Origin of the sequence: Paenibacillus sp. FSL W8-0194 (assembly GCF_037969745.1) — a bacterium.
GTDB classification, from domain to species: domain Bacteria; phylum Bacillota; class Bacilli; order Paenibacillales; family Paenibacillaceae; genus Paenibacillus_AQ; species Paenibacillus_AQ cookii.
In genome coordinates this window covers 5237008-5250000 of record NZ_CP150205.1, presented here as the reverse complement: position 1 = coordinate 5250000, position 12993 = coordinate 5237008, and the positions used below count along the sequence as shown (strand labels likewise).

The following is a 12993-nucleotide window of genomic DNA, read 5'->3' as shown; positions in this document are numbered from 1 at the left end:
GTACTTTGGCGGGGCCCGGAACAAAAACCGGGAAATGCTACGGAGTATTTAAAACGCAAACGTTTCGTATCTAGTTTTCAGGTGATCAAAGCACTTGAATCGTTTGGTGGCGATAGCGGAGGGGTTCCACGCGTACCCATCCCGAACACGACCGTTAAGCCCTCCAGCGCCGATGGTACTTGGACCGAAGGGTCCTGGGAGAGTAGGACGTTGCCAAGCGAAGGACCACTGTTGATGAACATCGACAGTGGTTTTTTTATTAGCACATACGTGAACGCCGGATCGGGTTACTACGATTTCAATGAACAGACCAGTAAAGAAACCAAGGGCAGGTTCCTGCTCTTGGTTTCTTTTATCCAGCGGACGGAGCTTCTTCATATTTAACTGTTCACTACCGGCGAACGTTTGCGAAGGCCGAGAGCGGTGATGCCAATCCCGAGAAGGGAAGCAGCAATCGGAACGATCATCGCTGTGCGGTAGCCGTCGAGCATCGCTTGCGGGGAATTGTCCAAACCTGTAGCGCCAATCTGCACAGCGGTCACGACCGCCAAACCGAGTGCGGCGCCGAACTGGAAGGAGGTATTCAATAAACCGCTGGCGAGCCCCTGCTCTTCTTCCGCAATTCCGTCCGTGGCGGCGATCGTTAAAGGTCCGTAAGTCAGCGAAAAGGCGAGGCCCGTCAGGATCATCGTCGGGAACATCGCTGCATAGGTCCAGTCCAAACCGATGGGAAGAAAAAGGGCGTAGGCTAACGCAGCAAGGCAGAATCCGCCGAAAATCACCGGAATATTGCCGAAACGGTTTACCAGCTTGGGGGTCAGGGTAGGTGCGAGTATGGAATCGACACCGACGGCGAGCAGGGCAAGACCCGTTTCAAGGGATGACCAGCCGCGCAGTTCTTGGAGGTAGAGTACCGTCACGAATTGGAACCCGAAAAAAGAGCCGGCAAACAACATGGCACCCAGGTTTGCCCGGACGAGTGAGCTGGCAGAAAATATGCCAAGGCGTACCAAGGGGGATGCCGAGCGTCGCTCAATCGTTGCGAAGAGACCAAAAAGCAGAACACTGCAGGCTAATATTCCGGTGGTCCAGCTCCAGCCCAGGTTGGAAGATTCCACGACACCGTAGACCAGAAGCAGCATGGCTGCCGTGACGCTGATTGCCCCGGCCAGATCGAAGCCTTTGGAGGATGCCTCCGGCCGACCGGAGGCCGGTATGAGGCGAATCGCGGCTAGAAGAATCACGAACGCCAATAAAACCGGTCCAAAGAAAACCCACCGCCAGCTGATCTCACTTAAGATGCCTCCGACCACAAGACCCAGTGAAAACCCGGCGGCTGCCGTCCCGGCATAAACGAGCAATGCCTTGTTGCGTGCAGATCCCTCCGCAAAGCTTGTCGTGATGATGGATAAGCCGGCCGGAGTCATAAACGCTGCGCTAATGCCTGTAACAAACCGGGCAGTGATCAGCATCCAGCCTTCGGTCGATAGCCCGCCTAGCCCGGAGAAAGCAAAGAAAACCGTGAGCCATAGCAGAAACATTTTTTTTCGCCCGAACAGGTCGGCTGCCCGGCCCCCGAGCAGCATGAAGCCGCCATACCCCAGTACATAGGCGCTGACTACCCATTGCAGCGAACCGGTCGACATGCCCAGTTCAGCACGGATCGCGGGCAGAGCCACGCCCATCATCGACACGTCGATCCCTTCCAGAAAAATAGCGCCGCACAAAACGAACAATAAGCCCCAGGAAAGCTTGCCGGAACTTTGAAACGTTTTACCGTTTGCCTTCATTCGATATGTCCTCCTCATTATGAATAATCATCCATTCCGGAAACGGCTGGATTAGATATGCCGATTTCCTTGTTGGCACAAGGAGATTATGTATCATATAATCGAGGAACAGAAGTACGCACTTTTTTGTGTCATTTTCACCAAAAGGTAATATAGGAACCCAAAAGTACCTATTTTGATCGGGGGAAAACATGCCATGAAAACAAGTATGCAGCAAGCTTTTAATATACCTATAGAAGCGACCTTGGAAGTCATCGGGGGAAAATGGAAAACGCTTATTTTATGCCATTTAACCTATGGAGCGAAACGAACGGGCGAGCTAAAAAAGTTGATCCCGGGCATCACGCAGAAAATGCTGACTCAGCAGCTTAGAGAGCTGGAGGAGGATGGGGTCATCATCAGGACGGTATACAACCAGGTTCCGCCGAAAGTCGTTTATGAGTTGAGCGGGCTCGGCCAGTCCCTTGGGCCGGTCATCGATGTGATGTGCGAGTGGGGAGAGCGGTACATCCAGGGATCAACCGAGAACCAGGCAAGCTCAAACATGTGACGTTGGCCGCTGATTTACGAATTTTAAGAATCCGTCCGACAGGCACACTTTGACCGGAAGGAATATATGTATAAGGAATGGTCATGGACGCCCATTCAGCACTCCCTCGTACAAGGAATCACCCAAAAGAGGTTGTTTTAGTTCATTCAAATGATTAAACTAACGGATAACAGTAGGCTCAAGACATTCGATAAGACGAAGTGGGGGGAAACCGAAATGAAGACGATCAAGAGCATGATGGACCACCTGTACTGGGCGGACGGACGCATTTTGGACGCGCTTGAGGAAAGCGGGACGAAGAACAAGGAACTTCTGAAGCTGGTCCGGCACGTCGCGGTCGCGGAACGGGTCTGGTTGTCCCGATTGCAGGGCAAGGGCAGCGCGCAATATTCGTTGTGGGAGGAAGCGGAAGACCTGGCGGCGATCCAAAGGATGTTCGAAGAAAACGCCGAGGAATATCGCGTCTATGTCGAGGGGCTCGAGGAATCCGGGTTGGATGAGATGATCGACTATGCGAATCAGAGCGGGGATCCGTTCCGGACGTCCGTGCGGGACATCCTGTTGCAGGTTCTCTTGCATGGGCAATATCACCGGGGACAGATCAACCGGGCCCTTCGGATGGAATCGGCAGAGCCTGTCCAAGTCGATTACATCACGTTCGCGCGGCTCTAACAAGGCCTAAAAATCACCATGATCCGGTATGGGTTAGCATTCATTGAACGAACGGGAGACGTTCGTCCCCATAAGCAACAACATACACAGGCATACAAACCTTCAATCTCTGGCTGAGATGGCAACGACAGCGGGTCTGACGAAAGCCCGCCATAGAGAGGGGAGGCTGTAGATTCACCAGCCGTCAGCCTGTTCCACAATCATATGCCCTCACGAGTCCTGCAGCCATTTTCTCCCCTTGATGAACAGTTAAGGCGTAACCCCACTCTTCTAGTGAAAATATATAGGCATCCTCGCTCATCTAAGCAAATCCTCACTACAGATCCATTTCGTTTCCTTCCCGTTTCGGCTGATCTGCCCCCGCAGACGCTTCATGACAGACCGAATTTCGGTATCGGTCAACAAATAATACGTATTCACGACTGATATTGCAACAGCTAAATAAAGTATTTGACGAAGAATATTTATATCTATATTATCAGAAATATAGAAATACAGAAAAATGACCAATCAATCCAATATATGAAAGAAGGGATGGCAAGGATGAGTAATAAACCTCTATTGGTGATCGTAGGGGCCGGCCCGGGCGTAAGTGCGGGGATCGCTAGGAAATTCGGGAGCAAAGGCTTCCGGGTGGTACTCCTATCAAGAACCGAGGCTTCGCTGCAGCACAGCTTGGAGGAGCTGCGGCAGATGAACATCGAGTCATACGGAGTAACTGCTGATGCTTCGGAACCGGATTCCGTCAAAACAGCGTTTACCCAAATCAGGAATTTATATGGAGCCGCCGATGTTTTTGTATATAACGCGGCACATATTGTGCCTGGGGATGCTCTTTCGTTGACAGAACAGCAGTTGATTGATGATCTGAAAGTAAATACGGTCGGCGCATTAACCAGCGCGCAGCAAGTCATTCCGGATATGGTCGAAATGAAAAGGGGGGCTCTCTTTTTCACGGGGGGCGGTATTGCGTTGAATCCGAATCCACAGTATGCTTCTTTATCCATCGGCAAAGCCGCGGTCCGCTCACTGGCGCTTTCCCTGGCCGAGACGTTGGAGCCCCATGGAATTTATGTGGGCCAGGTTTTGATCGCAGACCATGTTCAGCAAGGGACCTATTATGATCCGGACCGGATCGCTGATGTGTATTGGGAGTTGTATAATAATAGAGACCGGAAAGAATATTTATATAAGGAATGATCATTGACGCCCATTCATGTGCGATGGTCTTTTCATTAAAAGGAGAGTTGCTGAGCGATCGCAGCTGTCCTTTTTTACCTTAATTGTGCAAGTATAGACTGTGCTTTAGATCATGCACTTTTCCAATGCGCTTCGAACTTCCATGCCGGATGACTTCGCTGCCCGTTCCAGCCTCCAGATTACGTTGGCCGTTCGTTTAATGCAATCGCGGACACGTCCTCGCATGAGACGGTTTCGTCATGCCGATATTCGGCCGTTCCTGGCGCTTGAGGAAAGTGGGACGAAGAACAAGGACCTTCTGAAGCTGGTATGCCCTCATGAGACCTGCCGCCATTTTCTCCCCTTGATGAACAGCCAAGGCGTAACCCCGCTCTTCTAGTGAAAATATATAGGCATCCTCGCTCATGTAAGCAAATCCTCACTACTGATCCATTTCGTTTCCTTTCCGTTTCGGCTGATCTGCCCCCGCAGACGCTTCATGACAGACCGAATTTCGGTATCGGTCAACAAATAATACGTATTCACGCTCCAGGTCTCCCTGTTTTTCAAATGAAAAATCAGCATAGGAAATTTCGGAAGCAGCCACTTCCGAATGGAAGGGCCGCTGTAGCTGATGCTGGCAATTTCCGCCCAGGCTACGGTCCGCGTACCGTCCGAAACGGAATTTTGATCGTAGGCCAGCAGCTGCGTGTTTGATTTGAGCGCCTTTGGCAAGCTGACAACCAAATATCCTCCAAAAAATGGAATCCCTATCATGGCTGATGTGATACAAAAGAACTTGCGAATAAAAGAGGTATCCATAAAAAAAGCCGCATACAGCAGAAACAGGCAGGCCAGCACAAACAGTAAGCTGCCGAGTGTTTTGGCCCATGCCACGGATTTTCGATAAAATATCGCGTTCATGATCCAGCGCCCCGCCTCCTCAAATGATTTGAACATTCCGTTAATCCAGCGGATTCCCTTACGACGACTTTAGCTGACAAGCCGGAAGCCTCGCCGGTCACATGGTTCACAATCTGGCGATTTATGCCTCTTGCCAAGCTCTTTAAGAACGAATGGTCACCTTTTCCTATTAACCCAATGATTTGACATTGTCTTTCCTAAGTTATCATGGAGGTTTAAGAAAACGCAATACGTAAGAAATTTTAGATATTTTTAATATCTACCCACTTTTTTCTTAATCATTCCTATCTAATCTTAATCGCATAGGAAGCGTAACAGGAATCAATATGGAAGTCGAAATTAACAGTGAAAGGATGGATCCAGAATATCATGAAAAAATGGCTCCGTAAGGATGCTTCGGCGGCCATGTTCTTTCTCGTGCCAAGCGGCATGGGATTTGCACTCTTTTACCTTATTCCTTTTGCCATGAGTGTGTACTATTCCTTTATGAGCCAATCGGTTGACGGCCATTTTGTGGGTCTCGATAATTACGTGGAGCTGTTTGGCAGTGCTTCCTTCCGCAAGGCGGCGTCCAACACGTTGTATTTCAGCGCAGTCAGCGTTCCGCTTATGGTCATGCTGTCGCTCGGGTTAGCGATGCTGCTTCATAAAAATACATATTTTCAAAAATGGCTTCGGACCGCTTATGTGATGCCGCTTGTTGTGCCCGTCGCCTCCATTATCATGATCTGGCAGCTGCTATTTGATTGGAACGGCTCCCTGAACGCCTGGCTGAACAGCTTTGGATTTGAACGGGTGGATTGGATGAAGACGGAATCGGCACGCGTGGTCGTGATCATGGTGTATCTATGGAAGAACATCGGTTACAACGTCATTTTATTCTTGGCGGGACTGCAGCAAATCCCGAAGGATTACTACGAAACGGCCCGGATTGAAGGGGCTGGCAGATTGCGGCAATTCCGAAGCGTTACGCTGGTCTATCTGACTTCTTCGATGTTCTTTGTCGTGATTATGTCCATTATCAACTCATTCAAAGTGTTCCGGGAAACATATCTGATCGCAGGCGATTATCCCCATGACAGCATTTACATGATGCAGCACTATATGAATAATATGTTCATTTCACTCGACATTCAGAAACTGACCGCAGCGGCGTCCCTGATGTTTGTCTGTATTCTGCTGATCGTCCTGGCGTTGTTTGCCATTGAGCGCCGGCATCGGCAGTACATGGAATAGGAGGTGGAGCGAAGTCTCGTGCGAGTCGTCCATATATTGAAAAAAAGTGTATTAACATTCGTCATGGGTGTTATCGCCCTGGTTTTGATATCGCCTATTGTGATTACATTCACAAATTCATTGATGACAGAACAGGAGATCCGGATCAATTATGGTCTCATCGGTCAAATGAATGAAGTGACTTCAGGTAGAGACGGCTCTTTTGCAAACCTGAAACTGATTCCCGACAAGGTGTCTTTTGCACAGTATGGGAAGTTGTTCATTGACAACCCGAAGTATCTGACGATGTTCTGGAACTCCGTGTTCATGGTGGTGCCGATCATTGCGGGTCAGACCATCGTGGGAGCACTGGCCGCTTATGCATTCTCCAAGCTGAAATTCCGCGGCCGGGATTCGATGTTTCTTGTGTACGTCATGACGATGCTCATGCCATTCCAAGTCACGCTGGTGCCCAACTATATTATGGTCGATAAGCTTGGCATGCTGAATAGTACGAATGCCATCATTGTTCCAGGCATTTTTGCGGCTTTTGGCGTGTTTATGCTGAGACAGTTCATGCTGGACATTCCCTACGCCTACATTGAAGCTGCCAAAATAGACGGCGCCGGACATTTGCGGATCTTCATGACGATGATTATACCGATGATCAAGCCGGGGCTGGCCGCCCTTGTGATCCTGCTGTTCGTTGATTATTGGAACATGGTGGAACAACCGCTTATCTTTTTGGACGACCCGTTCAAGCAGCCGTTGTCCGTCTTTTTATCCAGGATCAAAGATAGCGACCGGGGGATTGCCTTTGCTGCATCCATGCTCTATATGGCCCCGATGGTGCTGTTATTTTTGTACGCAGAGTCGTATTTCATAGAGGGCATTCAATTGTCAGGCGTTAAGGGTTAACTTTTCAGGGCGTTTTTAGGAGGAGAAAAAAAGAATATGGAGCTAGGAAAAGGGGTAGCTGATCAACGACGAAAGCGAATCCTTCAAATCGTGTTCGTGGGTTTCATGGGGCTGCTGCTGCTCTTTACATTGTTCAGCAATACGCTGCAGTCCTTGACCTTACCCAAGGTAACCACGGAGCAGCCGAAACATGGAGGCATCACGCTATCCATCGAAGGAAGCGGAATACTTCAGCCGATCGCTGAAGCAAAGCTATCCGGTTCAACCGGCTGGAAGGTTCGACAGATTCTCGTGAAAGAAGGAGAACGGGTCAAGAAAGGGCAGAAGCTTATCACTTATGACAACCCAGCGGCGAGACAAGAAATCGAACTTGAAGTCACGAATCTGGAAAAGCAAAGAATCGAGCAGCAAAATCTTCAGGACCAGTTTATTCTATCCTCCATTGAAGAGGATGAGCTTAAGCTGCGCAGCGCAAAACGCGAAATTGAAAAAGGGAAACTTGATATTGCTGCGCAGGAACGCAAGATCAACGAGATGAAAGAACGGCTGGCAAAAGATCAGATGCTTACCGCTCCGTTCGACGGTATTGTAACGAAGCTGAATGCGGTCGAAGGACTGGCATCTGCGGGCGAGCCGGATGTCATTGTCTCAAATAGCAGTCAAGGCTATAGGTTCAACGTGGGTGCGGATGCAAAGCGCTTGTCCAGCATTGGGTTATCTGTTGGAGAGCGGATCGAGGTAGAGGTCCTCGCAGATAAAGAGCAGCAAGCAAGCGTCATGGAAGGCATCATTGAAGAAATCACCAATGCAGAGCCGCTTATAGAGGGGGCATCCCAAGAAGCAGAGGCGGCAGCCATCCCTCAAAAGAGCATTCGTATTAAACTCATCGATGCCAAGCTGAAGGGAGGTGAGCAGGCTCGGATTAACATCGAGAAAAGCTCTCTCGATCAAGGGCTGCTTGTTTCTAATGAAGCTATTCATCAGGACCGGGAAGGCGTGTATGTTTTTGTAGTCGAAGAACAGCCGGGTGCACTCGGTAATGTTTTTGTAGCCCGGAAAGTCAACATCAAGTTCAGCGAGCGAAATGACAAAGAAACGATGATCCAAACGGACAGCATATATGAACAGGATAAGATCATCCTGGACAGCAGCGAGCCCCTGCAGGATGGCAACCGGGTTCGCTTGGAATAGTTTAGCGTTTGAACCAGAACATATCAGGAGGAAATCATACAATGAAAAAATGGCTTTTGTTTATTTCTATGGGAGCTTTAATCGCTAGTTTAACTGCATGCGGCTCAGGAGGAAGCGGGAATGTGAATAAGCCCGCAACGAAAGAAGGGAAAACAGTGCTTACCCTGTCGCTAAGAGAGACGAGTCCATTCTATCAAACGCTGGAAAAAAAGTTCGAAGAGAAATACCCGGATATCGACTTGCAGATCAATGCATACAAGAGCATGGGTGAACAATGGGGACCCGGGGAATTCGAGAAGTATCGTACTGCTACGAATACAGCCATGTTATCGGGCAAGGGCATGGATATCATTGAAGTTGACGGCTTGCCTGTTAAAGAATTTGTGAGCAAAGGCTTCCTGCTCAATATGAATGATTTGCTGAAGCAGGACAAGACGCTCGATAAAGGCGATTTACAAATGAAGATTGTGGACGGTCTGAAGCTGAATGGCGGAGTGTATACCATCCCATCGGGTTACTCTTTGAGGGTATTGGTCGGTAATGGGGACATACTGGGCAACGCCAACGTGACGTTTGATGATAAGACCTGGGATTGGAAAAAGTTCGGGGAGGTTTCGAAGGAAGTGATCCGGAAGGCAAAGGAGAGCGGTACCAGGGAGGTATATGCATTGGCGTCCTACCCGCCGGAATATCTTTTTCAGGAGATGCTCTATGAGAACTATGCTACATTTGTTGAACCTTCCGCCAAAAAGGCTTCGTTCGACTCTCCGGAATTTGTGGATTTGCTCCGGCAAGCGATGAACATGAATAAGGAGAAGATCATAACCGCCGGCGAGGCACAGCCGGGCCATCAATTGTTCAGTTCCACCCCGATCAGGTCACCGCTTGATTTCATCGACGGCCCTTATATGCTGTTTGATCATCCAAAGATCATGCTGTTACCCCGAGCGGGAGAAACCGCGGGTCAAAAAGGTGCGCGTGTCTTTACTTCAAACCAGTTCGCGATCCATGCCAAATCGCCGGCACAAGACGAAGCTTGGAAGTTCATCACCTTCCTATTGTCGGAAGAAGCACAATTACTGCAGGAAAGAGAAGGGTTCTCGATGCTTAAATCCGTGAATGAAAAGATGATCAATGACCTTCAGGAAAAAGTAAGAAGTGGCGATTATAAGCTACCCAATGGGCAACAAGCCAAAGTACCTGACGAACAATTCACTGTATTTAAACAAATTGTTCAATCCGCGGATCAATACGTGGATCTGGACAGTAAAGTGATATCGATTGCCGGTGAAGAGTCTATGGCGTTCTTCAGCGGACAGAAAACAGCAGAAGAAGTGGCGAAGCTGATCCAGAACCGAGTAACCACCTATCTAAACGAATAGTTAGATCACTAGGCAGCAGCCCACTTTTGTGCGCTGCTACCTTTTTCACAGATGAGAGAAAGCGGAGGACAGACTTATTGATTTTCCTTTTTTATACAGGGAGGTACATTTATGCACAGGCCAAAAAAGACATATGCGTTCATCATGCTCAGTGCAGCCATGTTGAGTCAGGGGTTTGCCCTTGACGTGTACGGGGCATCCACAACAGGTCACTCTGTTTCCAAATCCGTTGCTGCAGCCGCATCCAGCTTCACACTGGACAAACTGGGATCGGTACCATTGAAGCAAAACGTCAGTGTAGAGCTGACGGAGATGGATATTTTCACTCAGCCAGACGGAAATATTCTCGTCTATACACTTCGTTATCGAAACAGCAGTGGCAGCAGAGTGGATCTTATCGATTATTTTTCCCAAGTTACTACGCCAAGTGGCACGTCGGTAAAAGGCAAGAATGTAACGAGTGACGCGGCCAAACGAACGGTGCCGGCGAACAGCAGCCTATCCGTGACGTACTATGCGAATGTTGGAAAATCGACAAAGGTAAACGGAATCAGGGTTTCCATGTTCGGTTGGGATTTTGGCAGCGCGAATTATCAGAAGAGACTGGGGCATTTCACCATTCCGGCTGAGTACTCTACGGAAGTTCCGATCGGTCAGAGCAAGAAGATCACGATGAATCATCTTCCCGTTACGGCCAAGGTGGATACCCTGCAGAGGTATGCCATCAATGGAAAAGTTTATATTAGATTGGGACTCGGACTCACGAATGGAGGAACAAAGGTATTAAGCGACCCCGGGTATAAAGCATACCTGAAGTCGGCCGGCGGCTCGGTATTTGAGCTTATCTCCGATTCAGCCAGCACCGGCTACAAGCTTCAGCCTCAGGAGAGCGGCGTTATCTCCTATTGGACGGAGATCCCTTCCACGATGCAGACGAATGGAATGACGCTACAGCTGGCTCAGGAAGACGAAGCGTTAAAGATTCGTGTTCCGGTGCAATCGTTCAAGCTTCCCGCAGCATCCACGGAGGCCGCCGTGGCTAAGGGCAATAGCGCAAAGCTGCGGATGAAACAGCAGCCTGTTACGGTTAAGGCGGAAAGTGTGCAGCGAATGAAGCATAATGAAAAAGTGTATGTGAGAGTGGGGATTAATTTTGCAAACGGAGGCAAGAAGGTACTGAGCGATCCCGGATATAAAATGCAACTGAAGTCGGCCAGCGGCTCGGTGTTCGATCTCATGCCTGAGGATGATACAGGGGGCAGCTTCAGGATCCAGCCAGGACAGAAACGAACCATTTATTATCTCGCAGAGGTTCCGACCAAACTGCAAACAGACAATATGACGATGCAAATTTCGCAGGAAGACGAGGCTTTGAACATGATGCTGCCTGTAAGAACCTTCAAGCTTCCGGCCATTACTGCTGATGCGCCTACGGCGGATTATGCCATCCGAAACATATCGGTGAACCATCAAACGATAGAGACGCAGCTAAAACATGCTTCCGTGTCTGCTGAGAACGATACCGGCAAATGGAACCTTCAATTTCGCGTTAAAAATCTCGGTGAAAGATCATTGAAGCTGCCGGCCTATGAGCTTTCCATCCTCACGGATGAAGGCTACAACATCCCGGTGATAACAAAGGGGCTTGATCATATTGTACTGAAGCCGCTGGAAGAGAGGCTCATTGATCTCAGTGCGGATGTGCCGTTACATATGAATCAGAGTAGGCTGCAGCTGCAATTGACGGAGCCTGCTGCGGAAGGGAAGATCAGCTTCCCGGCTGCCCGCTATAAAATCCCTTATGCTCCGGAAAGTGAAAGTTATCTGGGTGTAGAAAACATCATCGAGAATGCTCACGGCACATTCGGCGTCAAACTAAGCTCGTTTCAGCGGATGCCACAGGGAGATGGGGATCAAATTGCAGCCCAAATCAGTATTCGTAATACCAAATCATCGACCGTACCGCTGCCTGAGCTTAAAGCGGCAGTTAAGGCAGGAATGCGCGATCTCAGCAGCACGGCCCAAGTGGTCGTACCGAATGACCAAACAACCTTGGCACCGAATGAAACCATGGACTTGTATGTACTTGCCAATGTTCCGTATTCCTATCCATTCAATCAATTGAGAGTCGATCTGCTGGAAACTTCAGGAGAGGATGTACACAAATTTCTGTCGCTGAATACCCATTCGCTCAACACTGTTATGAAACAGGTCGCTGCCGGCGAATCATATCTTATTCATACGCCCGGCAAGAAAGCGGAAGTCCGAGAACGCCTGACGACGGTTTATCAAGACAACAGCTCCAGTGTAATATATACTGAATTGGTGATGGCGAGCCGTGAAACACGCCAATCCAAACAGGCACAGCTGGTTGCTTACTATAAAACGCCGGAAAACGAGATATTTGAGGCCAAGGTCAGTCAATCATCCGATAAGACAAGTCCGAACGGGAAAAATCTGGTGACCATTTGGAGCAAGCTTCCGCAGCATGTGAATCCTTCGCAGCTTGTATTGTATATCGGGGAAGGTGTAGCAAACGGAAAGATGACAGAGTTAGGGGAAGAATCAACGGGATCGATCAATACGGTGGGGTTGGCACTTAGCCCTAAAGTTATACAACCAACAACCAATCTGCAGAATGTTGAAATGTTTCCGTACCATCTCACCATTACGAGAGGAGAAGGTAGGCTTAGCGCAGGAAAAGATACGCTTACTACGGTTATTTATTATAATCTCGTAAGGAACGGGGATTACGAAACAGGTTCATATGACCATAAGCTCATCATGGAGCTGATCGACCCAACCGGACAGTCGACGGAAAAGGTTGTAACACTCGGTACCGATCTGACCATCGGCAATAATAAATCATACTCCATTAACTTAAACGGCAATTTCAGCAAAATCGTAAGCGGAGGGGCGGTTCGCATCAATCTGTATGACGAGTTCCAAGGTCGGAGAATGCTGCTCGGAAGTCAAAGCTATCCCTTTATTTACGAAGAGAATCAGGCCAATAGACCGGATAGAGAATAGTATTACTGATACACAAGTTGTTAGAGGACAACATCCCTGAAGATATGGACTGTATTTTCGGGGGTGTTTTTTTGATGAATTTCTGTCAGTTTGCAGTTTTAATAACCTTTTAATTATTCTAAAAGAATTTTTAAGATATTCC

10 protein-coding genes and 1 rRNA gene are annotated in these 12993 nt (G+C 48.8%); 9 read left to right on the top strand and 2 right to left on the bottom strand.

The genetic code is table 11. The features are described 5' to 3' along the window. Nucleotides 1-102 precede the first annotated feature (102 nt). A 5S ribosomal RNA gene (gene rrf / locus MKY58_RS24245) occupies nt 103-219 on the top strand. A gap of 161 nt (nt 220-380) precedes the next feature. On the opposite strand, the gene MKY58_RS24240 is transcribed toward rrf, so the two are convergent. Next, nucleotides 381-1790 carry an MFS transporter gene (locus MKY58_RS24240; protein WP_339322449.1) on the bottom strand — a complete coding sequence of 470 codons (1410 nt, stop codon included), beginning with the start codon at nt 1788-1790 and terminating at the stop codon, nt 381-383. Between the two features lie 196 nt (nt 1791-1986). Between MKY58_RS24240 and MKY58_RS24235 the strand changes: the two genes are divergently transcribed. The 3 genes from MKY58_RS24235 to MKY58_RS24225 all read left to right on the top strand — a co-directional run bounded on the left by MKY58_RS24235 (nt 1987) and on the right by MKY58_RS24225 (nt 4212). Then, nucleotides 1987-2340 (top strand): helix-turn-helix domain-containing protein, encoded by a 354-nt coding sequence (locus MKY58_RS24235; protein ID WP_339322448.1) that lies wholly within the window; start codon nt 1987-1989, stop codon nt 2338-2340. A 216-nt stretch (nt 2341-2556) separates the two neighbouring features. After that, nucleotides 2557-3012 (top strand): DinB family protein, encoded by a 456-nt coding sequence (locus MKY58_RS24230; protein WP_339322447.1) that lies wholly within the window; start codon nt 2557-2559, stop codon nt 3010-3012. A 522-nt stretch (nt 3013-3534) separates the two neighbouring features. Further along, nucleotides 3535-4212 (top strand): SDR family NAD(P)-dependent oxidoreductase, encoded by a 678-nt coding sequence (locus MKY58_RS24225; RefSeq protein ID WP_339325240.1) that lies wholly within the window; start codon nt 3535-3537, stop codon nt 4210-4212. Between the two features lie 402 nt (nt 4213-4614). Here the strand turns inward: MKY58_RS24225 and MKY58_RS24220 are convergent, their stop codons facing one another. Continuing rightward, nucleotides 4615-5115 carry a DUF5381 family protein gene (locus MKY58_RS24220; protein ID WP_339322446.1) on the bottom strand — a complete coding sequence of 167 codons (501 nt, stop codon included), beginning with the start codon at nt 5113-5115 and terminating at the stop codon, nt 4615-4617. Nucleotides 5116-5484: 369 nt separating this feature from the next. On the opposite strand from MKY58_RS24220, the gene MKY58_RS24215 reads away from it, so the two are divergent. The 5 genes from MKY58_RS24215 (at nt 5485) to MKY58_RS24195 (ending at nt 12851) form a co-directional block, all read left to right on the top strand. After that, entirely contained in the window at nt 5485-6351 is an 867-nt protein-coding gene (locus MKY58_RS24215) for a sugar ABC transporter permease (protein ID WP_339322445.1), read from the top strand. An 18-nt stretch (nt 6352-6369) separates the two neighbouring features. Then, nucleotides 6370-7248 carry a carbohydrate ABC transporter permease gene (locus MKY58_RS24210; RefSeq protein WP_339322444.1) on the top strand — a complete coding sequence of 293 codons (879 nt, stop codon included), beginning with the start codon at nt 6370-6372 and terminating at the stop codon, nt 7246-7248. 36 nt (nt 7249-7284) lie between these two features. Further along, nucleotides 7285-8439: a biotin/lipoyl-binding protein gene (locus MKY58_RS24205; RefSeq protein ID WP_339322443.1), complete on the top strand. Its 1155-nt coding sequence runs from the start codon at nt 7285-7287 to the stop codon at nt 8437-8439. A 41-nt stretch (nt 8440-8480) separates the two neighbouring features. Beyond that, a complete protein-coding gene (locus tag MKY58_RS24200) occupies nt 8481-9821 on the top strand; it encodes an extracellular solute-binding protein (RefSeq protein ID WP_339322442.1) in 1341 nt (446 codons plus the stop codon). 111 nt (nt 9822-9932) lie between these two features. Next, nucleotides 9933-12851: a hypothetical protein gene (locus MKY58_RS24195; RefSeq protein WP_339322441.1), complete on the top strand. Its 2919-nt coding sequence runs from the start codon at nt 9933-9935 to the stop codon at nt 12849-12851. The last annotated feature ends 142 nt before the right edge of the window (nt 12852-12993 follow it).